Annotated in this window: 20 protein-coding genes; 3 read left to right on the top strand and 17 right to left on the bottom strand. The window is 45.5% G+C overall.

The features are described from left to right. Together addB and WBS51_RS04520 are read right to left on the bottom strand one after the other, a co-directional pair. A complete protein-coding gene (addB, locus tag WBS51_RS04525; RefSeq protein ID WP_294460818.1) occupies positions 1-3,444 on the bottom strand; it encodes a helicase-exonuclease AddAB subunit AddB in 3,444 nt (1,147 codons plus the stop codon). Between the two features lie 28 nt (positions 3,445-3,472). Beyond that, entirely contained in the window at positions 3,473-4,279 is an 807-nt protein-coding gene (locus WBS51_RS04520; RefSeq protein WP_173748978.1) for a Cof-type HAD-IIB family hydrolase, read from the bottom strand. 195 nt (positions 4,280-4,474) lie between these two features. Here WBS51_RS04520 and WBS51_RS04515 point away from each other — a divergent pair, with 195 nt between their 5' ends. After that, the gene (locus tag WBS51_RS04515; RefSeq protein WP_173748908.1) at positions 4,475-4,906 is read left to right on the top strand and encodes an FMN-binding protein; all 432 of its coding nucleotides are present in this window, start codon (positions 4,475-4,477) and stop codon (positions 4,904-4,906) included. A gap of 100 nt (positions 4,907-5,006) precedes the next feature. Here the strand turns inward: WBS51_RS04515 and WBS51_RS04510 are convergent, their stop codons facing one another. From WBS51_RS04510 to WBS51_RS04490, 5 genes are all read right to left on the bottom strand, one after another. Then, positions 5,007-5,978, bottom strand: a complete 972-nt coding sequence (locus WBS51_RS04510; protein ID WP_334295092.1) for a Gfo/Idh/MocA family protein — start codon at positions 5,976-5,978, stop codon at positions 5,007-5,009. Positions 5,979-6,024: 46 nt separating this feature from the next. Then, positions 6,025-7,935, bottom strand: a complete 1,911-nt coding sequence (locus WBS51_RS04505) for an NAD(+) synthase (RefSeq protein ID WP_302229174.1) — start codon at positions 7,933-7,935, stop codon at positions 6,025-6,027. A gap of 47 nt (positions 7,936-7,982) precedes the next feature. Then, a complete protein-coding gene (gene hslO, locus WBS51_RS04500; RefSeq protein WP_291681891.1) occupies positions 7,983-8,864 on the bottom strand; it encodes an Hsp33 family molecular chaperone HslO in 882 nt (293 codons plus the stop codon). Positions 8,865-8,880: 16 nt separating this feature from the next. Next, positions 8,881-9,642 carry a class I SAM-dependent DNA methyltransferase gene (locus tag WBS51_RS04495; RefSeq protein WP_173748904.1) on the bottom strand — a complete coding sequence of 254 codons (762 nt, stop codon included), beginning with the start codon at positions 9,640-9,642 and terminating at the stop codon, positions 8,881-8,883. Positions 9,643-9,726: 84 nt separating this feature from the next. Next, the gene (locus WBS51_RS04490; RefSeq protein WP_226853541.1) at positions 9,727-10,560 is read right to left on the bottom strand and encodes a winged helix-turn-helix transcriptional regulator; all 834 of its coding nucleotides are present in this window, start codon (positions 10,558-10,560) and stop codon (positions 9,727-9,729) included. 277 nt (positions 10,561-10,837) lie between these two features. Between WBS51_RS04490 and WBS51_RS04485 the strand changes: the two genes are divergently transcribed. Next, positions 10,838-11,116 (top strand): type II toxin-antitoxin system HicB family antitoxin, encoded by a 279-nt coding sequence (locus WBS51_RS04485; RefSeq protein WP_173748903.1) that lies wholly within the window; start codon positions 10,838-10,840, stop codon positions 11,114-11,116. A gap of 88 nt (positions 11,117-11,204) precedes the next feature. On the opposite strand, the gene WBS51_RS04480 is transcribed toward WBS51_RS04485, so the two are convergent. The 3 genes from WBS51_RS04480 to WBS51_RS04470 are packed head-to-tail and all read right to left on the bottom strand — an operon-like array spanning position 11,205 to position 15,799. Beyond that, complete coding sequence (locus tag WBS51_RS04480) at positions 11,205-13,202, bottom strand: beta-galactosidase (protein ID WP_173748902.1); 1,998 nt, start codon at positions 13,200-13,202, stop codon at positions 11,205-11,207. A 23-nt stretch (positions 13,203-13,225) separates the two neighbouring features. After that, positions 13,226-14,608 (bottom strand): MFS transporter, encoded by a 1,383-nt coding sequence (locus tag WBS51_RS04475; RefSeq protein WP_173748901.1) that lies wholly within the window; start codon positions 14,606-14,608, stop codon positions 13,226-13,228. A 21-nt stretch (positions 14,609-14,629) separates the two neighbouring features. Beyond that, positions 14,630-15,799 (bottom strand): glycoside hydrolase family 5 protein, encoded by a 1,170-nt coding sequence (locus WBS51_RS04470; protein WP_294460801.1) that lies wholly within the window; start codon positions 15,797-15,799, stop codon positions 14,630-14,632. Positions 15,800-15,950: 151 nt separating this feature from the next. On the opposite strand from WBS51_RS04470, the gene WBS51_RS04465 reads away from it, so the two are divergent. After that, positions 15,951-17,180: an AraC family transcriptional regulator gene (locus WBS51_RS04465; protein WP_294460765.1), complete on the top strand. Its 1,230-nt coding sequence runs from the start codon at positions 15,951-15,953 to the stop codon at positions 17,178-17,180. Here WBS51_RS04465 and WBS51_RS04460 read toward each other — a convergent pair. From WBS51_RS04460 to WBS51_RS04430, 7 genes are all read right to left on the bottom strand, one after another. Further along, entirely contained in the window at positions 17,177-18,823 is a 1,647-nt protein-coding gene (locus WBS51_RS04460) for a glycoside hydrolase family 43 protein (protein WP_294460761.1), read from the bottom strand. The two genes, WBS51_RS04465 and WBS51_RS04460, sit on opposite strands and share 4 nt — an antisense overlap. A gap of 73 nt (positions 18,824-18,896) precedes the next feature. Next, positions 18,897-19,748 (bottom strand): AraC family transcriptional regulator, encoded by an 852-nt coding sequence (locus WBS51_RS04455; protein WP_294460758.1) that lies wholly within the window; start codon positions 19,746-19,748, stop codon positions 18,897-18,899. Positions 19,749-19,757: 9 nt separating this feature from the next. Next, the gene (locus tag WBS51_RS04450; protein ID WP_294460755.1) at positions 19,758-21,779 is read right to left on the bottom strand and encodes an ABC transporter permease; all 2,022 of its coding nucleotides are present in this window, start codon (positions 21,777-21,779) and stop codon (positions 19,758-19,760) included. After that, the gene (locus WBS51_RS04445) at positions 21,769-22,536 is read right to left on the bottom strand and encodes an ABC transporter ATP-binding protein (RefSeq protein ID WP_291681897.1); all 768 of its coding nucleotides are present in this window, start codon (positions 22,534-22,536) and stop codon (positions 21,769-21,771) included. The genes WBS51_RS04450 and WBS51_RS04445 overlap by 11 nt, the downstream gene beginning before the upstream one ends. A gap of 98 nt (positions 22,537-22,634) precedes the next feature. Further along, positions 22,635-23,648, bottom strand: coding sequence for a sensor histidine kinase (locus tag WBS51_RS04440; RefSeq protein ID WP_291681898.1), 1,014 nt, complete (start codon positions 23,646-23,648; stop codon positions 22,635-22,637). Further along, positions 23,645-24,313 (bottom strand): response regulator transcription factor, encoded by a 669-nt coding sequence (locus tag WBS51_RS04435; protein ID WP_173748893.1) that lies wholly within the window; start codon positions 24,311-24,313, stop codon positions 23,645-23,647. Before WBS51_RS04435 ends, WBS51_RS04440 begins: the two co-directional genes overlap by 4 nt. Positions 24,314-24,453: 140 nt before the next feature. Next, a complete protein-coding gene (locus WBS51_RS04430; protein ID WP_173748892.1) occupies positions 24,454-24,627 on the bottom strand; it encodes a DUF4250 domain-containing protein in 174 nt (57 codons plus the stop codon). Positions 24,628-24,634 lie beyond the last annotated feature (7 nt).

Here is a 24,634-nt window from a genome sequence, read left to right as displayed (position 1 = left end):
TTAAACCTCTCCTTTCTCCGGATTCTCCCGGTATTCTTTCAGTTTCTCCCAGATTTCCTCTGTTTTATAAGGCACCAGCCTCCGGTAGCGGTAGCCGGGAATCTTTTCATCAAATCCGCACACACTGCGGTACGGGCAGTAAACGCAGGCGTTTTCCTTCTGCTGTTCAAAAGGATTGACCTCTGTATTTCCACCCAGAATTTTTCCGCCGATTTCCTTTGCCTTGCAGTTTACATACCACATCATATCCCCAAACTGTTCCTGACTTGCCACTTTGGAATTGCTGGCAAATCCTCCTTTTGCCGTGTATTTGACGGGCACGGCCAGAGATTCCACGCCTTTCGCCGCTGCCAGGTTCCGGTCCAGTTTTTCCAGAATTTCCGGCTCTGCTCCTGCCAGTCCGTCCATTTTCAGCTTTTTCAGGATATCCATTTCCGGATGTTCCGGGTCTTTTACATCCTCCTGGTTTAACACCGGGTCTTTCACATTGTAATAAAAGATACCTGCAGGCTTTACCTGATTTTGCGGAAACCGCTTGGCTTCCAGTTCCATGGCCGCCCCGAGATACAGGGCAAGCTGCAGCTGCAAACCATAATAGACTTTCAGTAAATCCAGCTTGGTAGCCCCGGATTTATAATCAATCACTTTTACATAGAGCTGGTTGTCCTCTCCGCGGCACACATCCACCCGGTCAATCCGTCCCCGCAGCTGCAATTCTTCTCCTTCTCCCAGAGAAAAATGCAGGCTGTCTATCTTATCCGCAGGCCCAAAAGCCCATTCCGTCAGGGCCGGATAGAAATCCCCCTGCTTTAACTGCCACTGCAGAGCCCAGACACTGCGCTTCACCATGCGCTTGGCCCGGTTTACCGTATAGGCATTTCTGGCGCTGCTTAAGAGAATGGTTTCTCCTGATTTTTCCACCACCTCATCTACGCAGGCTTCTGCCAGAGCGTCTCTTGGTCCGTCTTCTAAATCCACCCATTTTATGCCCTGTTCCCGGACTTTTTTGGCAAACAAATCCAGGCTGTTGTGCAGCAGAGTTCCCAAATCTGCCATACTGAACTCATACCGCACCCGTTCCCGTAGGGCAAGACCATAAGACAGGAAATGAGCGCAGGCACATTTGGCAAACTCTTCCAGCCTGGTCGCGCTGTTTTCCAACTCTGTGCCGTAAAGCGCATGAGCAGTGCCCCGGCTGATAGCGTCCTGGGGATTGGCGTAAAAAGCCCCTTGAATCAGATTCTTCACCACAGCTTCCCATTCCTTCCGGCTGCAGAACCAGTTCATCAGTTCTTCAAAAACCGGAGACTCCTTCTGAACACTGTGCAGTTCTCCCGACAGCTTTTCCAAAGCCCCTGTCACACTTTCTCTGTACAAAAGAATCTCCTGGTTCTCTCTGGAATCCTGAAATAAGCCCTCTATCTGGGAAATAAGAAAAGAAGGAGACAGGGCTTCCCCGCTGCTGCTTAAACGGCTGTAAGACAGATACACCTGCTCACTGGGTTTCGTCAGATTCAGATACAGATAAAACTTCTGGGTATACAGGCTTTCCTTTGCCGTGGGCGCCAGGGACAAGCCCCGCCGTTCCAAAGATTCCCGCATTTCTTCCCGGTTCAAATCAGAAAGAAGTTTTCCTGCCTGAGTCTCCTTGGGAATTTTCCCTTCATTGACCCCGGCAAAAAACAGTATCTTAATATCCTTTAAACGAGTTCGCTCCATATCCCCAACCAGCACCTGGTCTGAGGTGGGCGGCACAATTCCCACCTTGGCTTCCAAAAGCCCGGCGTCCAGAATCTCCTTAAACTCCCGCAGCCGCACCTTCTTTTCTCCCAGGATTTCCACCAGCTTGTCCAGCAGATTCATGACAATCTCATAAATCTGACTGTATTCCTTCACCATGGACAGGTTTTCTTCCTGCCGGAATTTTTCCGCATACGCCTGCATTTTCTCCTGAATGTGATTGCTGCAGATATACTCATACAAAGCCCTTGCATAATCTGTAATATCAGCACCCTTTTCCCGCATTTTCGTATAAAAAGGTTCCCACATATCCACAAGGCGGGTACGAATTTCATTGAGTAATACACATTCTTCCGGATTCTGTCCACGATAAGTGCGCACCCACTCCCGGTTCCAGGCCGCAAAGCCCCTGATTCCCATGGCTACCACATAATTTTCCAGCCGGTCTGTCTCTTCCTCGGTAATATCCGTAAGCCCGCATCGCAGCAGGCGGAACACACTCTCATAGCTGAACTGCTCGATGATTAAATCTACGGCGGCACGAATGTATTCCACAAAAGGATTCAGAAACACGGAATGCTTCTGGTCCAGAAAGCAGGGAATATGGTATTTCTCAAAAGCTCTGGCCGCTGCAGGGGCATAAACCTCCATGTCTCCGGTAATCACAGCAAAATCCCGGTAACGGTAACCTTTTTTTCGCACCAGCCCCCGGATAATACCTGCGGTTTCCTCCATTTCCTGTGCCGGATTCAGGGATTCCCGGATATGCACAGCATGTTGTTTTTTATCATACGTTCCTCTGCGATAACGGAAAAGATTCCGTTCCAGAAAATCCATCGGCAGATTTTTTGTAAATCTCCCTTGATACGGCGCCCCTTTTTCCGGTACCCACTGCTCTTCCCAGTGAATTTTTTTCTCCGAAGCAAGTTTACATAATCTTGCAACGGTCTGCTTGCTGAGGCAGAAAAGCTGATGGGGGCTGCCGGGATGATACGGGTCTTCTCCTCTCCCCATGGTTACGGTGACATAAATCTGACTGCTGATTTCCAACAGTTTTTCCAGAAGCTGTATCTGTATGGGGGTAAATCCGGTGTAGCCGTCCAGTACCAGCACACTGTCCTTTAATTTCCGCGACTTGTCTGCCACCCTTCCCAGTACGTCTAAGACTTCCTCCTGGGTAATGAAGTTGCCTTCCAGATACTCAAAAAAACCCTGATACAGCACCTGCATATCCTTTAATTTGTAATACAGCTCCGGGCGGTTCTTTAAATCCTCCAGAATCTCCTCTAAATCAGAGGACCCGATTTCATATTGCCGCAGCTCAGACACCATACTCTTCATCTGGGATACATACCCCTGTTTGTCCATTTTGCTGCCCAGAACCTTCAGTTCCTTTTTCTTCTCCTGCGCCACTCTTCGCAGCACCATGCTCTTTCCCGTTTCTTCCAGCAGTTCTCTCTGAGTCTCCCCCACTTCCTCCAGCACACGGAAAGCCAGACGTTCAAAACTTAGGACATCTATATTCATAATGCCTTTTCGCGGGTGCATTTCTACCAGTTCCTTCTGGGTCTGCATGGTAAACTGCTCCGGTACCAGCACTAGATATGAGCGGCCCGGATGTTCCATGGATTCCTGTATGATTTTGCTGTAAATATAATGGGATTTCCCTGCTCCCGAAGGGCCGAAAATAAACTGTAATGCCATACGTTCCTCCTTTCAGAAACCTGGGGACTTAAAAGAATTTTTCGATTACCTCTGCAATACCGTCATGGTCATTGTCATAACAGGTAATATAATCCGCCACTTCCTTCACACGCTCCTGGGCATTGGCCATAGCCACGCCAAGACCGGCGTACTGAATCATGGACACATCATTAAAACCGTCACCGCAGCACACCATTTCCTCCCGTTTGATTCCCAGAATCTCCAGAAGATGCCGCAGACAGTAAGCCTTGTCCACATTTTTCGGCGTCACTTCCAAAAAGAAAGGCTCTGACCGGAATACCTGGGCCTCATGGCAATATTTCCGGGCCATCACAGGCTCCAGGGCTTCCAAATCCTGAGGTGCCCCGGTCATCAGACATTTATTCACCGGAAAGTTTACATAAGTTCCAAAGTCCTTTTTATATACAATGGGAAGCTGATTGATTTTCGCCTCGATTTCCATATATTTATCCGGCTCTGTTCCGGAAAGAATCTCGTCTTTTTCGTAAGTAATGATACCGATTCCATTCTCCAGGGCATCTTTCCAGAGCCTTGCAGGGAGGTGCATGGGCAGCGTTTTCTCATACACACATTCCCTGGTCTGGAAATTCAAAATTCTCGCGCCGTTAAAGGGCAGAATATAACTGCCGAAACGGTCCAGTTCCAGGGTTTCTGCCACCTTGTACACCCCCTGAGGCGGACGCCCGGAAGCAATGGCCACGGGAATTCCTCTTTCCTGCAGTTCAATAATAGCCTTTTTCGTCTTCTCTGTGACCTCTTTTTTAGAATTTGTCACGGTTCCATCTATATCTAAAACCAATAATTTATAACGCATCATCTGTTCTCCTGTTTCTCTCTCATTTTCAATTCTTTCATGGAATGTCTCCTTGGCATTTCTGTTCCTTTTCATAATAACATACCCCATTTTAAATGCCAATCCGTGTATTGTTAAATGTAGATGTGCAAATACACAGGCATATTTTCCCTTACCCGGTAATATGTTATAAAAAGGAATGCAGGAGGTGCAGCCATGAGCTCAAAAACCAAAATTGTTGTGTTACATATGAAAGAAGTCATTTATACAGGTATTTTTGTGGTACTGGCTATTGTACTGGCTGTGGTACTCTTTATGATGTTTGGGAAGAGCAGGGACGCAGATACCGCCAGTGCCAAAGCCGTCTATCACGCCGGTGTCTATGCAAGCCCCATTACACTCAACGACAATACCTTTGATGTGGAGGTTACGGTGGACGAAAATCACATCAATGCCATTTCTCTTGTAAATCTAAGCGAAACCACCACTGCTATGTATCCCCTGATGCAGCCGGCCCTGGACGCGCTTTCTGAACAGATTTGCCAGACACAGTCCACGGAAAACATCACATATACAGAGGAAAACAAATATACCTCCATGATGTTGTTAGATGCCATTGAGAAGGCACTTGAAAAGGCGCGAAAATAAAAAACTGCCCCATGAAGCCGCTGCGGAAATTGGTAAGTGTTCCGCAGACTTTATGGGGCAGTTTTTCTTTTACTGTAATCGCATAATTCCTGGTATCTTTCTATCTTTCCTGGGGGTATTTCATCCCCCATCCTTCGCGGATGGCATCCATCTGTGCCATAATCCGAAGGGTCTCTGCATGAGGCATATCCGGACATTCCTTCCATCCCTTTTCCAACGCTTCTTTGCAGGCCAGCACCTCATATTCATAACCTGAAATCTGAGACGGCTGTTCATAAAATGCCACCTGCTCCCTGTCCCGGTTATACACGGCAATGGACTCAAAATTGTTGATATTCTCTACAATCACATATCCCTTTGTGCCGTAAATCACGCCTTTTCTGTCGGAAATCACACGAAGAGAACTGTTCAGCACTGCCATTTTCTGTCCCGGATAGGTGAGCGTAATGCTGTTTTGCGCGTCCACTCCACCCTCTGTCATCAATGCCTTTGCAGTGATACTTTCTATCTCATTTCCAAATACCAAAGAGGCAAAGTTCAGGACATACACACCTACGTCCAAAAGTGCGCCGCCGCCCAGCTTCAATTCCATAAGCCGCGGCACCTGGTCTATGAGATAGCAGAGATTGGCGGTAGCTGTCATAGGCTCGCCGATCATTCCACAATCCAGCACCTGCCTTAGTGTTTTCCACATAGGCATATACCGCACCCAGATGGCTTCTGTCAAAAGAAGACCTTTTTCTTCTGCCAGGTGAATCATTTCCTCTGCCTGTTTTTTATTCAACGCAAAAGATTTTTCACAAAGCACGTTTCTGCCATGGTTCAGCAGCATTTTTACATTTTCATAATGCTCTGACATGGGCGTTGCCACATAGACCACGTCAAGTTCCTCATCTTTTGCCAGTTCTTCATAAGAACCGTAGGCTTTCGGAATTTCAAATCTTTCCGCAAATTTCTCTGCCTTTTCCAGATTTCTCGACGCAACGGCACACACCCGGGCCTCTTTCATCTGTTTGACAGTTCCTGCCATTGTGGCAGCAATATTTCCGGTACTTAAAATACCGACTCTCAGTTTTTCCATAATCCAAACCTCCCGTAAAATCCCACCAAATACGTTCTTATAACTTTTCTATTTCCTTCATCCACACCGTCACGCAGGCGTCGCTTGGCATACGCAAATCCCCGCGGGGCGATACCGCCACGCTGCCCACTTTCGGTCCATCCGGAAGACAGGAACGCTTAAACTGTTGAGAGAAAAATCTCCAGTAAAACTTCTTCAGCCATTTTAAAATCGTTTCCTCGTCATACGCACCTTCAAAAGTCGCTTTCGCCATTCTGTAAATCTTGGACGGCGAAAAATGGAACCGCAGCATATAATAGAGGAAAAAGTCATGTAGTTCATACGGTCCTACCAAATCTTCTGTTTTCTGGGAAATTACACCGTCCTCAGGCGGCAGAAGTTCCGGACTTACCGGAGTATCCAGCACATCCATAAGGATTTGCGCCAGCTTTTCTTCCCCACAGGTTTCCGCATAATAGCGCACCAGATAGCGCACCAGAGTTTTCGGCACCGAACCATTGACTCCATACATAGACATGTGGTCTCCGTTATACGTTGCCCAGCCAAGGGCCAGTTCTGACAAATCTCCGGTACCGATAACCATGCCGCCCCGCTGGTTGGCAATATCCATAATCACCTGGGTCCGCTCTCTGGCCTGTGCATTTTCAAACGTCACGTCATGCACCTGTGGATCCTGCCCAATATCTTCAAAATGCTGCAGAACTGCCTTTTTAATGTCCACTTCCAGAAGTTCCGCCCCCAGACGTCTGGTCAGTTCGCAGGCATTGGTATACGTTCTGTCCGTCGTTCCGAAGCAGGGCATGGTAACCGCCACAATCTGCTTTCTGTCCATGCCCAGCAAATCCATAGCTCTGGCTGTCACCAGAAGAGCCAGGGTAGAATCCAGACCGCCGGAAATTCCCAAAACCGCTGTCTTGCAATGGGTGTGTTCCATTCTCTTTTTCAGTCCCATAGCCTGAATATTCAAAATTTCATTGCACCTTTCCGCTCTCTTTTCCGGATTTCCCGGTACAAAAGGATTCTGCTCAAGGCAGTTGGTAAGCAGTGTTTCCTCTTTCGGAAGGTGAAAAGAAATCTTGAGATAAGAGCCATCCATTTCCTGCTGCCAGGTGGAAATCCGTCTTCTCTCCCCTTTCAGCTTCTGAATATCCAGAACTCCGTAAATCGTTTCATTGGCAAACAGCGGCGCCTCTGCCAGAAGACTGCCGTTTTCACAGATAAGATTCTGTCCGCCGAAAACCAAGTCCTGAGTGGACTCTCCGTTTCCTGCTGTGGCATAAATGTAAGCGCACAAAAGTCTTGCCGACTGTCCCTTTACCAGACTTCTCCTGTATTCTGTTTTTCCCACTGTTTCATCGCTGGCCGACAGGTTCACCACCACATTGGCTCCTGCCATGGCGTGTCCTACGCTTGGAGGACAGGGCGCCCACAAATCCTCACAGATTTCCGCTGCCACCGTAAGTCCCGGCATTTCCTCACAGGTAAAAAGCAGTCTGCTGCCGAAGGGAACTTTTCCCTTTCCCATAGGAATATAGTCCAGAATCTCTCCTCCGGAGACAAAATGACGGGCTTCATAGAATTCTCCGTAATTGGGCAAATACTGCTTTGGCACAATTCCCAGAATCTCACCGCCGCTTAACACCGCTGCGGTATTGTACAGCTTCCCATGAAATTCCAGAGGCAGACCCACAAAAGTCAGTCCCGGAACCTCTTTCAGTTCCTCTGCTGCCTTTAAAAGCTGCTCTTTGGCAGATTCCAGAAGAGTATCCTGCTGAAATAAATCCTGGCAGGTATACCCCGTAATACAAAGTTCCGGGAACACCAGAATACGGGCGCCCTCCCGGCTCATTTCTTTTGCTTTTTTTACAATTTCCCGGGTGTTGTGAACACAGTCTGCCACCTGAATATCCGGTGTTGCGGCTGCCACTTTTATGAATCCGTCTTTCATTTTGCACCAAACCTTTCCTGCTTTTTTATTTCTATCCTTCTATGCCCTTATCTTTTACATTCTTTCAGAATTCTTTTCAATTCGTCCACGGTAAAAATATAATTTTTATTGCAGAAATGACAATTCATCTCAATTTCTTTTCCGTCGTCAATCATCTCCTGAATGTCCTTTTTGCCTACACTGATTAAAGCTCTCTCTACCCGCTCTTTGGAACAGTTGCAGTAAAACTGTGTAGGAATTTTTTCTGTAAATTCTATGTCAAAGCCTTTTAAAAGAGTCTCCAGAAGGCTTTCCGGTGTGTGTCCCTCTTCCAGAAGAGCAGTAACAGACGTTACGTTTTTCAGATTCTCTTCCAACTGGCTGATAACGGATTCTTCTGTAAAAGGCATAAGCTGAATGATAAAGCCTCCGGCCTGTTTCACGGTATTGTCCTTTTCCATTAAAACCCCCAGTCCTACAGAAGACGGCACCTGCTCACTGGTAGCAAAGTAATACGTCAAATCCTCCGCAATTTCACTGGTCTGCAGCACGGTCTGTCCCATGTAAGGCTCTTTCAGCCCCATATCCTTAATGACGTTCATAAATCCCACGCCTACAGCGCCTGCTACATCTAATTTTCCTTTGTCATTGGCATGCAGTACCACGTTTGGATTTCCCACATATCCCTTGACGTTTCCTCTGGAATCTGCAGTAACAGTCATGCCGTTTAAAGGGCCGCCTGCTTTTACCTGTAAAGTCAGAAGGTCTTTCTCCCCCTTCATCATAACGCCCATCATAGCGCCCCCTGTCAAAAGACGTCCCAGCGCTGCTGTAGCTACCGGGCTTGTGTTATGTGCAGCTCTGGCATATTCCACTAAATCTCTGGTTGTCGCAGCAAAGGCCCGAATCTGACTGTTTGCTGCAGTTGCTCTTACTATATAATCTCCCATTTTGTCTCTCCCTGTTTTATTTTCCTTTTTCTCTGGCTATCATGTAAACTCTCTGGCTGTCTGCCTTTGGCTCTTCCCGTGTAAATGCGTCATACACAGCAAGAAACTCCATACCCGCTTCTTCCAGAAGCCGCTTCACGGTTTCCAGCTCGTATGCTCTCTGATAATGAGTTTCCTCATATTTCCGGTAAAGCAGCTCACCCTGACAGTCTTCGGGAATGAACAACGCCAAATCATATTCATTTATCTGCTCTTCCTCATCATAATAGTTATCCCAGATAAAGCTGGCGTCCTCCCGGTTCTCTGCTATTGTATTATCCCCCAGAATCTCCGCATACTTATACTTTGTATTCATATCAAATAGGAAGATTCCACCGGGGTCCAGATAATTATTAACCAGGCGGAACACCTCTAAGAGGTCTTCTTCCTCTGTGATATAATTCATACTGTCACAAATAGACACCACCGCCCGAACTGTCCCATAAAGTTCAAACTCCCGCATATCCTGCAGAAGATACAGAATGTCCTTTTTGTTCTCTTCTTTCTTTTCCATGGCAATTTCCAGCATGTCCATGGAATTGTCTACACCGATCATATCATATCCCGCATTGAACAGCCGTTCTGTTACATTTCCGGTACCGCAGCCCAGCTCCAGAACCAGACCGTCCTCTATGCCGTATTCTTTCAGCAGTTCTATCAGGTAACTGCACCATTCGTCATAGGGTATATTGTCCATAAACAAATCATATACCCTGGCAAAACTTTCGTAAGAACCCATATAGGGATTCCTCCTTTTCTTTCCTGATTCCAATTCATACTATCACGAAATACCGAGTTGTGTAAAGAAAGATTCATTTTTCCGTTATTTAACAACCCACTTTCCTTTTCGGCTGGAACCAACTCTTTCAATAATTCCTTTTTCCCGCATCTTTTTAATATAATATTTCAGTGTATTTTGATTTAAAGATAATTTTTCAGCCATTTGCTTTTGAGAAAGAAGTGGATTCTGTTCTATGATTTCAATGATTCTCTGAACCGGCTTTATCTCATCTGATTGGGTGGACTGGGTGGCCGATTGGGTAATAGTTTCTTTCGTCTTTCTTTCATTTAATGGTACAATAATTCTAAAAATATCTCCCTCCATAAACTTCGGGTCATCACCAGAGTAGAATTTACTATACTTAAACAAATTCCGCACCCCCGAACCAAGTTGATCTGCATATCCGATATTTCTAAAAAACGACGCTATGATTGGATTTTTAGGCAGTGGTTCCATATTATCCGGCGTCAGAACTGCCTGCTGCAAAGCCCGGTTTGCATTTTCTACATACATACGTTCATTCTCTATGACAAATTTTGCCTGATAAGAACTTGTATATTCACGGTGAATCAATGTATTTGCAATCATTTCTCGAGTAATAATATTTCTCAGGCTCTTTCTCTGGTCATCTTCCAGAAAAAATTTATCCGGCAAATGCTTGTGTCCAAATTCCATCAATCGTTCATAGCTTTCTATCAAATTTGTCTGTACAATTTCTCTATCATCATAACGGTCTACATTTATGCGCCGAAGCAATGCGTCTGTCATATAGGTTGGAACTATATCTAAAATCACATCATCATATCCCAAAAGCATAACTGCAGCCAGATTGAATCCCTGTTCTCCTGTTACCCGGTCCATTGTATACAGTCTCATAGACATCACTTTCAATGCCATTTCCGCAGCGTTTAAATTCCACTGCAACGGTCTCACCTATTCCCAATATTGCTTTGATATCCTTTGAATCCATATTTTCTTCCTTTCCAATTTTTTATTTGCATTATACCATAATTCCGCGTCTCTTTCAGCCTGTATGTACATTTCACAGATATACCTTATCCCCACATTTTACTTGTCCCTCCCGGAATTTTGTTATATACTCCCTAAAGAAGCCAATATTATAAATTCAGAATACCCAGAAAGGAGTTTCCCTATGAAATTTATATATCCTGCGGTTTTCCGCAAAGCAGAAGACGGAACATATGAAGGCCACTTTCCGGATTTGGAATGCTGCTATGCCAAAGGCGACACTTTGGAAGATGCCGTAGATAATGCCAACGAGGCTGCCTACGACTGGCTGAGCCTGGAACTCTCCGAAGAGGACTGCAGCCTCCCCTCTGTATCGGACGAAAGTGATATGGATTTACAGGAAGGGGATATTGTAAGAAATATTTCCGTAAATATCCGGTTTTATGAAGGTTGGGATGAATAAAGCAGACTTTGCTTTATGAGAGATGCTCAGAACAGGCAGAAGCACTTCCTGCTCCTGCCTGTTCTTATTTTTTGTTCCAAATAACGCTTTAAATTTCTTCCAAAATTGCCAGATTCCAGTCCATCAGCAGAATCTTCTCTCCCGGTTCATACACCTTGTCTGAAAGCAAATCCCTTACCCTTTTGTAAGGATTCAAAACCTCCTGCTGATTTTCACTGTAATTCAGCACATAATGCAGCATATGCCCCTCTGCATTTTCTCCGCTTCTGAACACGACTGGCCAGACTGACAAGGGAAGTTCCATACCGGCATCTCTTCCTGCCTGGGCATAAATTTCTTTTAAAATCCCTTTCTCCGTAAAGCAGCCAATATAATAGGCTCTGCCTTTTCCATAATCATTGCAGGTAATTCCCGCATATTTTCCCCAGTATTTATGTTCGTAATTCCCCAGACTTTCTGCACCCTCCGTCTTTAAAAGTTCGGCAAAATACTGCACCTTCTGCCCTTTTAAAGCCGCTGTTCCAGGCTCGGTAAACTGGTTGTAACTCATACCGAAACACCGGTGCAGCCTGTGTGGCTGTTTATCGCAGTACACACTTAAATATTCATTGCATACAAAGGATTTGAACGTGCTTACCAGCACACCGCCCCGGGCAACAAACTCTTCCAGCTGCTGCAAAAGAGATTCTTTTGCGCTGTACAGGGCAGGCGTTACAATCATGTCGTACCGACTCATGTCTACGGCCTGCACATCCACCACATCGCACTCCAGATTCATCTCATAAAGGCTGTCGTAAGCCCAGCGCACTACATCATTATAGCTTAAATCCCTGTCAATAGGAAACCACTTCATGGCAGTCAGACACTGATTATCCACCAAAAGGGCAATTCTGTTTTTTTTCTTTAGCCCGATAAGCTTCTTTCCCAGATTTTTCCATTCTCTGCCAAAGACACAGGCTTCCTCATAAGTGGGATTGGTATCCAAATCGTGGCTCAAAAGCCCTTTCCAATAGGTTTCATATCCATTGTGAATGGAATGCCAGTTCCAGTACATCAGCCCTTTAGCGCCACTGGCCAGATGGCTGTATGCCTGAAGACGAAGCTGTCCCGGATAAGGTGTCCAATATTTAAAAGCCTGGGCCTGGCACTCCAGCACAAAGTAATTTTCCTGCTTAAGGCTGCGTATTTCATCTCCTCCAAAGGCAATCTCCGCCCCTGTAAGAAAATCCTGCGTAGGATGATAAATATCAGTGCCCGCAATCGTCAGGCACTTTGCTGCCTCATAGTGGTTGATATCCGGCTGCACTCCATAAGAGTATCCATCCTGGGCAATATCCGCACCGAATTTCTTCCATTCAAAATCCAGATTGTGGGTGATAAACTGGTCTTCCCGTTTATAGGCTCTTACAAGGTCCGCCTGCCAGCTTAAATACTCTGCCGCCAGTTTTCTCTGAAACTTTTCAAATTCACTGGCCAGGCCGCCGTTGATACAGCCTCTCATATCCGGAAAATCTTCCCAGGAATGAACAGAATTACTCCAGTACGCCAACCCGAAGGTTTCATTTAGTTTCCCGGTTGTCCCGAAAGTTTCTTTCAAATATTCCACAAAAAGCGCCTGTACCCCGGGAGATGCCGTACCGTAATGCTTGGTTTCATTGTCAATCTGAAATCCTATGACACAGCGTCTGCCTGCGGTATGCTCCAGTAATTTCCGGATCACCCGTTCTGCATGGAAACGGAAAGTCTCATTCATAATGTCCATGTTCTGCCGTCTGCCGTATAATTCCTGTCTTTCCTTTGTAACCGCCAGCACCGCCGGGTCTTTCTTTACCAGCCAGGCAGGAACAGCATAAGTAGGCGTTCCCACAATGACGGAAAGGTTTTCTCGCTCTGCGGCCTCAAGCACCTTATCAAGAAAAGAAAAATCAAATACATTGTCATGAGGTTCCAGCGTACTCCAGGTGGATTCTGCAATACGCAGAACATTCATACCTGCCTGCTTCATCATTTCCATATCCCGGTCAATTCTCTCATATGGCATATATTCCGCATAATAAGCCGCACCAAACAGCAATTCCTCTTTCATCAAACTTCTCTCCTACTCGTATTCTATTTCTGATGGATTCTGGATTTCCCCTGTGCCAAATCTGCCACAGCCTGGTCATAATGTTTGTCCAAATCAAACAGCAGCATACAGACCACACAGATAACAGAAGTTACAATGGGAACCCACACAAACGCTGTGGTAACCGCGTGCAGGGAAGATGCGCTCTGCACATCTTTCGCTGCATCAAACCCTCCGGCATTCAAAATCCAGCCAAGAGCTGCCGTACCTACACCGGAACCTACCTTCATACAGAAGGAGGAAGCTGCATTTCCCATACCGGCAGTTCCATATCCATTATACCACTCCCCGTAAGTAATGGCATCCTGCAGACAGCCAAACATCGTTGCACCTCCACAGCCAAAACCAATTCCTTTTACAACCGAGGATACACAGATAATGACATAATCCGTACTCACACCTGCCATAAGAAAACCAATGGTAGAAATTGCCATTCCAAGAAGAAATACATTTCTCTTGCTTACCTTTTTCATCAGAAGCGGCGTAAAGAACATAGTTACAATCTGAGCCACGGAAAGCAGATTGGAAACCATGGCATACTGTCCCTCATTTCCCATGTTATACTTTGTAAAATACAAAGCAGAACCAAAGAAACAGGACATCATAAAGTACATAGAAAACAGAGCCACAACCATAAGCACCCAATATTTGTTTTTCAAAAGCCCTGTAATTCCTTTGACAAAAGAAACTTTTTCCCGTTCCTCACTTTGTTCTGTCACACGTTCCCGGCAGACAAAGAAGGTAAACATATTTAACACAACAAATACAAGCATCAGCACCACAAAAGTCAGCGTCCAGCCTTTCTGTGCATAGGCATCGCCGCCGCCGAAAAATCCGGTCATTTTCAGAACTACGGTGTTAATAGTCATCGTTCCTGCGGTAGCCAGAAGCATACGGAAATTCCCCAGCAGCCCTCTTTCATACTGATTGGTTGTCATCAACCCGTGCATGGTTGCATAAGGCACATTAATGCCTGTATAAAAAATAGTAGATACCAGGTTATAAGTCAGAAACATATAAGCAATCTGCGCTTTTCCTGCAAATTGTGAAGGCACACTGAACATCAGCACAGTACATACTGCAAGAGGAATACATAGTCTTGCAATCCACGGACGCGCTTTTCCCCATTTGCTGTGTGTATGGTCAATGATATAGCCCATAATCAAATCTGAAATACCGTCCAGCAGCTTAGACACTGCAATCATAGAAGCTGCCGCCGCTGCATTTGCCCCCACTACATTGGTGTAATACACCAGCAGAAAAGCGCTGATAGCAGAATATACCAGATTTCCTGCATAGTCCCCCAGTCCATAGCCGAACCGTTCCAAAAAGGATAATTTTGCGTTTGGATTTTTATCTGTTTTCATTTGTTTGTCCTGCCTTTCCTTTTATCTTTCTGTGGGAAACCAGCCAAAGTCCACGCATCTTCCCAAATCCCAACTGTCCCAGCCGACCCAGCCGGGGGTATTCACCGTGTCCGTAAGCAGCTTATAACTCCAGTAAAAATAACCGCTTCCTGCGTCCCAGGCCTTTAACTGCGCTTTTGCAAGAGCCTGATAAATTTCCCTTTTCTGTTCCGGTGTAAGACTTTCCTCTGAAACACCTTCCTGGCCGTTCAATACCGTCTGTCCGCCTTTGGTATCTCTTCCCACTGCCAGGGAATTAAAAAGACACCACTCTCCGCAGATGACCGGGAAATATTGGGACATCTCCTGAATATCCTTTTCAAAATTTTCCTCAATATAGTTTACATAACCTTCCACCGTCTGAGGACACCCCTGCAATTCTGCCATCATAAGATACTGATGTGTATCCAGCACTACATTTTTGTACTTTTCTTCCTGCATGAAATCTTTCCAGGCTTTCAGTTTGAATGCGTCGTGGATAACCACATATTTTTCCTTGGGCATATGCTTCCGGATTCTGTCATAGGCTCTCAGATAGAACTCCCGGACAAACTCCATGGTATTGGGTTTTGTCCCTTTTGCCTTCTCCGGGTCTGCTGCCGGATAACGCTCTGTCACCTTCATGCTTTCCCACATATCCTCTAAAACAGGCTCATTGAGTACCTCAATTCCCCAAAGTCCTTCTCTCTTTCCGTACCTCTCGGCCAGTCTTTCCAATACAGTCAGCTCAAATTCCACCTCATCCGGCTGCTGTGACCACTTGCACACCCCGCTGATACCGCCGTTGTCAAATCCATTCTGACTGTCCGGCGCTGTATGAAGGTCTATGAGAATCTGAAGTCCGTACTTTTCAGCCCAGCAAAATGCCTTGTCCAACTCCTCTATACACCCAATAAAAGGCTCTCTGTCTCCGAAAATAAAATAAGGAACCGGAATCCGCACTGCATCCATACCCATAGATTTAATTCTTGTAAAATCACGCTCTGTGATATATTCAGAGCGATGTATTTTTATCCTTGCCTCATACACTTCTCTTGACAACTGTGTAGGCAGATAATACTCATCCTCCGCTGTTGTCCCCTCAAATAAAGAAGGACTCATCCATTTCTCCAGCACCAGCCAGTTTCCCAGGTTCACGCCTTTTACTTTCATGCTTTTCTTCCTTTCCGCTTCTATATGATACCTCTATTGTATGCTCTCATTTCCGGAAAATATATTACTTTTCACAGCAGTATATCACTTTTCACATATAAAAAATTGTGCTATACTGTGCTCACAAAATTTGGTTTTCCCGGAGGTTCTTATGAATTATCAATATCTGATGCACTATATTTCCTGCCGCCTGCACACTATAATCAAACGGTATCCGCTCCTTCCCTCTTCCTGCCCTCTCCCTTCTCTTGTTCCTGACGAGAGTTTTTGTTCCCGCTATGCGTTTACGGATGCCTCTTTTCTGACCGAAGAAATCCTCCGCACCTTTTACACCGCTGCCGCCCGGAAGTTTCCCCTGCTGCTTACAGTCAACTACAGCCTTATTTATGCCTCTGTTCCCACTCCGGAGGGACTTTTTGTAGTGGGCCCTGTGCGCTTCTCTTCCTCAGCGTCTCTCAAAACCGCAATGACGGCATCCAAAATGCCAAAGGACTTCCCGGAAACTGCCGCCCTTTGCGATTTTACAGACTTTGCAGACTGTGTATTGCTCATTTATAACTCTTTTCAGGAAAATTTCCTGAACCGGGATACCCTTCTTTTCCAAAATGTTGTTCCCTTGATTTCTCCGGAGGAAACACAGCAAAAGCTGGCTGACCTGATTTTTCATAATCAGGAAATGGCTGTAACCCATAACCCTTATGACCAGGAACTACGGGAATTTTCCAGTATTGAAAACGGGGATTTGGAAATGCTGCAGAAAAGCTTTGAAGAAGACTATCCCGGACAACTGGGAACCCTGTCGGAAAATCCCCTGCGTCAGCTAAAAAATCTGGGAATCGTGGTGATTACCCTGGCCTGCCGTGCTTCTATCCGGGGCGGAGTGCTCCCTGAAATCGCCTATTCCCTCAGCGACATTCATATTCAAAAACTGGAAAGTATGCAAAATCCTGCTGCGCTGTATCCTCTGATACGCACCTTTGAAATGGAATATGCACGACTTGTACAAGACTTAAAAAAACAGACATCTCAACAGAAAAAAAGGGAGGGAAACCCTACAGTAGAACAGTGTAAAGACTATATTTTTAAACATCTCCACGAGAAAATCCGCATTCCGGATATTGCCCGGGAATTATACTTAAATCCCAATTATCTTTCCAATTTATTTCGCAGACATGAGGGTATTTCTATTGTAGATTTTGTTGCACAGGAAAAGTTCAAGCTGGTAAAAAACCTGCTGACTTATTCCAATTATTCTTATATTGAAATTGCTTCCTATCTGGGCTTTTCTTCCCAAAGCCACCTTGGAAAGCAGTTTAAAGCCCAGACAGGGATGACACTGAAACAGTATCGTGATAAATATCATGTGCGGGAATTCCTTTAAAAAGGATTCCTGCTTTCATCTGCAATATATTCAAAGAAATCAAAATCCGCACAATGGGCATGCTTTACCCTGTCTGCACAGGTAAGCCCCACCATAGTACCGGTAAATTCTCCGTATTTGCAGTATTCATCTGAGAACCTGGTTGTATCAAAAACCCGGCCTATCTTTTCATAGACTTCGCCGTCATAACTCCACGCAAACCAGGATTTTCGCCCTTCTATATACAACCGCAGATAAATTTCCCGGTCTTCCACCGGAATTCTGGTATTTAAAAACTCTGTCTTCTCTCCGTTCTCCAGATGGATAATCGAAAGAGCGCTTTGTCCCAGCGTTTCACTGTAATACTTCCGCAGATTGATATAATTCATATTGTCATAATACAAAATTAATCCGGCGCTGTGTTGGTGCACCTCCGGCTTAAAGTCCATTTTTGTGGTAATCCTTGCGTACACGCTGGTGAGCTTTCTTGCCAGAATACTCACTTCATTAAGAGACGTACGGGATTCCTGTCCCCGGATTCTCACATAGCCGGAACGTGCCTTTACATCGGCAAACGACTGGGGCATAATCCTGGGGGCATAGTACCAGTTCCCAAGTTCTTCCCCGTCAAAATCGTCAAAATCCGGTATGTTCGCCATAGGCACTTCCAAAAGATTGCTCTCTTCCGTTTCCATTTTTGCCAGATGACTGCCGTCCGCCATACGCAGCCAGCCGTCTTCTGTCCATTTCATCTTCTGAATCGCCGTTTCCCTGCCAAGGGTACACCGCAGTTCCGGCACAAAAGGTCTGGCACAGAGATGCAGCAAATATACTTCTCCGTTCTGAGTCTCCACATAACTGCCATGTCCCGACTTCTGCAGCACAGAATCCGGATTATAATAGCGGGGCTTCAAATGATCCGGGTCATGTCTTTCATTGGAAACTCCCGGTACCGAAGTGACAATGGGATTGGCCGGGTCACCTTCATACGGCCCCCATACCTGCCGGGAACGGGCCATAGTTACACAATGATTGTATCCGGTTCCTCCCTCTGCACACATGAGATAATAGAAACCGTTTCGCTTGGTCAGATGCGGGGCTTCAATGCAGCCTCTGTCTGTTCCCCCATTCCAGATACGCTTGGGATAACCGATGATTTCTCTCTTCTTCGGAGAATATTCTACCATGCAAATGGCTCCCGGCTTTTCATACCCCTCCCTGGTTTCCCATTCCAAAGAGACAATCCACTTTCTGCCGTCATCATCATGGAGAATAGACGCGTCAAAACCAGAGGAATGCAGATACACCGGCTCGCTCCAGGGTCCGCAAATATCTTTTGCCGTAATCAGATAATTGTTCACATCAAAATAACGGGCATTCATGGAATTCATCACTCCATACACCACATAAAACAAATCTTCCTCTTCACAGTAAGTCAGACAAGGCGCCCAGATTCCCTTAGCAGAAGGCAGTTTCCGCAGATTCACCTTCTCATCGTCATTCAATACATGGGTATACAGTTCCCAGTTTTTCAAATCCTTTGAATGATAAATCGGAATTCCCGGAAACCATTCAAAAGTAGAAACTGCCGCATAGTAATCTTCTCCCTTTCTGCATACGCAGGGGTCTGGGTTAAACCCTTTAAAAATCGGATTTTGAATCATCTTTCATTCCCTCCAGATACTTTTTTCTGCCTTTATTTTACAGAAAAACCCTTTTGATTCCTATCGCTTTTTCCTACTCATTTATAGGACGATTCCGACTTTTTCTCTCTTGTCTTTTCTCTTTGGGCGTACACCCGTATTTTTCCTTAAACACCCGCATGGCTACCCGGTAATTTTGGCATCCATGGACAGCAAAAATTTCACCAATACTGTTTTCCGTGTCTGCCAAATCCCGGTATACATGCTGAATCCGCACGGCATACACATATTCTGTTATGGTCATACCTGTGTATCTCCGAAAAATCCGCACCAGATAGTCGGGATGATATCCCCATTGCTCTGCCAGACTGGAAATAGGAATCTGTTCCTTATAGCGGTCTTTTATCTCCTGCATGATTGCCGTGATTTCTGCCAAATGGCGGTTATTTTGAGAAATCTGTCTCTCTCCCAGCTTTTCTGAACAGGACTGCAGAAGTTCATACAGCAAATCGTAGAGAAGACTGTTAAATTTCAGCAAATACCCCTCCGGGCGGTTCTCATAAATTTGCTGCATTTCCAGAAAAATTCCCTTCATTTTCTCCAGTACCGCCTGTTCTTCTCTGCTCTCCGGATGTACCGGCACAAAAAAGGAATACCTCCAAATCTCCGGTACAAATTTCTTCAAAACCTCCTCGGGCACCTGCAGCACCAGGGCTTTATTCTGGCTGCTTCGCACCGAGTGAATCACTCTGGAATTCACCAGCGCCACATCGCCCGGATGCACCTGCGTCCTGTGATTTTCCCAGCTGACCTCCATGCTGCCTTCCAGCATATAAACCATTTCCAGACTATTGTGCCAGTGGGGTGTAACAAAGCTCCCCTCGTCCACAGACAGATAAAATCTGGCCTCAATATCTGTATTTGCAGCTACTATTTCGTGTCTCATGATTATTTCCTATTTTCCTTCCACAATTCTCTGGCTGCACACCTGCGCCACTAAAAAGTATCCTCCGTAAATAGACAGAACCAGCGCTGCAGCAATACACACTCCCGGAAGAATACTTCCCGAATCATAAATAGAAAGCATTTCATTGCATACCTGAATCCCGAAAATCGAATGAATCCCCGCTATCAGAAGAGGAAACAGAAAGAAAATTCCGTTTTGTTTCCACAAAGCCTTCCGGATATTCCGGTTACTGCACCCCAGCCTTTGGAGAATTACATATTTGTCCCGGCTGTCCGCTGCGTCGGAAAGCATTTTCAATGCCAGAATCGCCGCCCCTGAAATCAGAAAACTGATGCCCAGATACAGGCCCAGAAAAATATACATAGCACTGCTGCCAATGGTATCGTCATAAATATTAGACTGTGTGGAGATATAAACAGGCGCATGGGTACTATCCGCGGAATTTAACTGCTCATGTAAATGCAAATCTACTTCCTTGCGAAAGGCCTTGCTATCCTTCTTATACGCTGCCGCAAAATAATTCTTATATCTTTCCGTGTCCTTTAATTCCACACTGTCCGGCACCAAAATGAAAACCTCATAGGTTCGGTCATAGTTCATCATCAGAAAACCTTCCTGAACCGTGTCATATTTTGCGTGATAAGTCTTCCCTCTGATATCTATGGTCTGATTTCTCTTTAATCCCATGTTGTACGTATTTTCCATGTCCTTTGGCGTATTTGCTACAATCATGTACTCATCTTCCTGTAGTTCAAATGACGAGAGATGATACAAAGCCGCCATTTTATTGTAATCACTGACTTGTACAAGCACGGCCTTCTCTTCCCCAAACTGTTTGGCATAATAGCTGCCATAACCGTCCTTTATTTCGTCATAATAGGTTCCCAGAACGGTTTTACGGGTCACATCTGCACACTGATAAGTAAAGATACTCTCCTGCTCTGCCAGATTCTCTGTCAAATCTGTTTTCTCTCTTACCAATTCTTCCACGGTCACCGAGTCCGTCATTTCCTTTGACATGGAAATCGAAACAGGCGCCAGAATTCTTGCCTCTTTCTCCTTGTAATCCTTCCTGGTAAAGACTGCGGACAGTGTACAAATGGTAAGAAAAATCAGCAGACAGATAACCGTTCCCGAAACCACCGTAGAATTTATCTTATTGGAAATTTCCCCCACGGTAAAAGAATTCAGCCCCTTCCGGTAAATGCCCGGCAGTTTTCCCATAATTGCCGCCAGAAATCCGGCTGCCGACCAGAACACCAGAAAGGTTCCCACACAGCCCAGCAGAATCTGAAACAGCACATCTGCTTCTGTTGCCAGACTTTCCTGATTTGCCGTCACATTGTAATAAGCCCGGCCCAGAATTCCCCATGCCAGAATAAAAATCAAAACGCAAAGCAGCGGATGTTTCAGAAGATTCTTCTCTTTCTTTCTCTTTGCCAAAAGAAAATCCACGAGTCTGGCCCGGCTTACCGCAAAAGTATTCAAGAACATGACCACAAGGTAAATCACCAGAAAATATAGGATGGTTTTTCCCACCGCCTTTGCGGATACCACGAAGCGAAAAGCCGATACGTCTGCCTCAAAGAGGTTGGACACCAAAAGAGACATAAACTGGGACAGTCCAATTCCTATGATAAGCCCTGCCGCCAGAGAAATCATCCCCATAAACACGGTTTCCAGCCAGAGAATCCCTGCCACCTGCCGCTTCTTCATGCCAAGAATCAGATAAATTCCAAACTCCTTTTTCCGCCGTTTCAGCATAAAGCTGCTGGCATATACAATCAGGTATCCCAAAATAAAAGAAATCACCAGGCTGACCCCTTCCAAAATGGAGTTCATGATTTGCAGAATGTTTTCTTTCGTCCGGCTTACCTCCAGCATAGCGCTTTGGGTTTCAATGGCATTAAAAATATAAAACACCGCAACGCCCAGAATCAGCGTAAAAAAATAGATAGAATAATCCCGGATACTTTTCCTGAAATTTTTCAATGACAGATTAAACAACATGGTTCAAATCACCTCCCAAAAGGGAAATCACATGCATAATTCTGTCGAAAAACTCTTTTCGGCCCTCTTGGCCTCTCCGCAGCTCGTGAAAAAGTTTTCCGTCCTTCATAAACAGTACCCGCCTGGTATAGCTGGCAGAAAAAGCGTCGTGGGTCACCATGAAAATGGTGGCGTCCAGGTCTGTATTCATGTATTGCAGACTGCCCAGAAGCATGCCCGCATTCTGGGAATCCAGAGCCCCTGTCGGTTCATCTGCCAGAATCAGCGAAGGTTCCGTTACCATAGCTCTGGCACAGGCGCAGCGCTGCTTCTGCCCTCCGGACATTTCGTAGGGATACTTTTGCAAAACATCGGTAATGTTTAATTGTTCCCCTATTTCCATAACTTTTTTCCGAATGACGTCCGGCTTCTGATTCTGTATCTGCAAAGCCAATGCGATATTGTCAAAGGCATTCAATGTATCCAGAAGCTGAAAATCCTGAAACACAAAGCCAAGCTGCCTGCAGCGAAATTTCGTCAGACTGTGCCCTTTTAATTTCGTGACCTCCTGCCCATTCACAAAGATGTGTCCTCCTGTCACCCGGTCAATGGTGGAAATACAGTTCAAAAGCGTAGTTTTTCCGGAACCGCTGGCTCCCATCACTGCCGTGAATTCCCCTTTCTCCACGGTGAAACTGATGTCATTTACCGCTTTCGTCAAACTGGATTTGTTACCGTAATATTTGATAAGATTCTGTACTTCTAATAAAGGTTTCATACTCCATTCCTTTCTCTTGCTTTTCATATCCCTATTATAGAAAGAGCGAGAACGGAAATCCATGGTTTTAGATTACAGAACCTTACATCTTCGTAAGGTTACGAAAGCTCTATAAAAGCATTTTGCTGAAATATGATGATGATTTCTGTGTATTCCCTCTCCCGGGACGCAATTTCTATCCGGTGTCCCAGCCTTTCGCACAAGGTTTTGCAAAGGTACAGCCCCATTCCGGTAGACGCCTGCCCTTTTCTTCCGTTTTCCCCTGTAAAGGACTTTTCAAACACCCGTGGCAAATCCTGCTTGGGAATCCCCATTCCATTGTCCCGGATATGCAGCTTTACACAATGCTTCTGAACCTCACTCCAAAGCTGTATACACGGTTCTTCGTCTTTCTTATACTTCACCGCATTGCTCAGAATCTGTCCCAGCATAAAGTTCAGCCATTTTCCGTCTGTGCACACCATGACAGCCTCTGTGTCCTGCCGGATTCTCATATGATGGAATATCAGGCTGTCCTTATTGTCTGCGATAGCTCTGTCTGTCCGTTCTTTTAACGAATACTTTTGTATGAGATAATCTTTTTCCGGCACCTCGCTGCGTAGATGATACAGCACTTGTTCCACGTCACTTTCAATACGGCTTACCTGTTCCTTCAAGGCTCTGGAAACCTCACTTCTGTGTTCATGAAGCATTAGGCGGATACTGGCAATGGGCAGTTTCACCTCATGTACCCAGGTTTCCACATACCGTTTAAATTCATTATTCCTGCGTATCTGCCCGAAAATCTCATCATTCATGGATTTTTCCATTTCCTGCATGACCTGACAGAAAATCTTTCCTTCCAAAAACTCCGGCTCCTCCAGCATTTCCATCAGCAGATACTTCTCCTTCAGCGTCTCCATCTGGCCTTCCATATGCGCGTAAAACTGCCGCTTCCTTCCATAATCATAAAACAGCACTCCAAACAAAGCCAAAAGTTCCACAAACAGAAAAAACATCTGCAGAGCAAAGGCTGCATGAAACAAAAGCAGCACCCCTTCCAGCACCGCTATGGCTGTAAGCTGTATCAGCAGAAAAATCCCATGGTCCTTCACATAATTTTTCAGATTCATACCAATATATACCCCTGTCTTCTCCGCGTCTCAATCATACCGGAAATGCCCGCCTCTTCCATGCGCCTTCTCAGACGGTTGATATTCACGGTCAGTGTATTATCATCTACGAAATCATTGCAGTCCCAGAGATAATCCATCAGTTCGTCTCTGGACACAATTTTCCCCCGGTGCTTCATCAGGTAATGAAGAATTGACATTTCATTTTTGGAAAGCACCACCTCTTTTTCCCCATATTCCACAGTACTGCGCAGCAAATTCAGCCGGACCCCCTGATACTCTGTCTCCTCTTCACTGCTTTTGGGCTGTATCCGCCGGAAAATGGCTTCGATTTTCAAAAGTAAGAGCGCCGGATTATAGGGTTTTGTCATGTAATCGTCCGCCCCGTAACTCATAGCCAGAATTTCGTCCGTTTCCCCTGTTTTGCTGGTAAGCATCAGCACCGGGATATCCGAAGTTTTCCGCAGATTCCGCAGAATCTCCTGTCCATTGCTTCCCGGCAGAATAATGTCCAGCAGCAGCAAATCTGCTTCCGCCTTGCGCACCTCTTCTTCCGCATGTGCAAAATCCTCCACACAGCATACCTCATATCCGTTTTCCTTTAAAATCCCTGCCAGGGACTGCCGAAGCACTCTGTCATCTTCAATTACTGCTATTTTTTTCATCCCTATTCCAACTTTCTCTTTTCTTGTCTGTCCTGCCTCTATTATAGCAGGTTCTGGATTAAAAAAGGCAGAAAAAAACAGGAATACTCCATGAACTTCCGGCCAATGGCCGTATCTGTTCCTGAAGTATCCCTATCGGATTAAATAAACTGGTTTCTGCCTCTGTCGTATTCGTAGTCAATTCCCGCCAATTTCGCTGTTATTTCCTCTGCACTCAACTCTTTGTCCTCACAAAGTGCTGCAAAGGAAGGATAAAAATCACGAAGCTGTGTGTTTACATAACTCAAAAGCATTACCGGATCTTTTGGTATCATGGCTGCC

It is taken from the genome of Blautia acetica (assembly GCF_038739805.1).
Lineage (GTDB): Bacteria > Bacillota > Clostridia > Lachnospirales > Lachnospiraceae > Blautia.
This window is presented reverse-complemented; position numbering and strand designations above follow the sequence as displayed.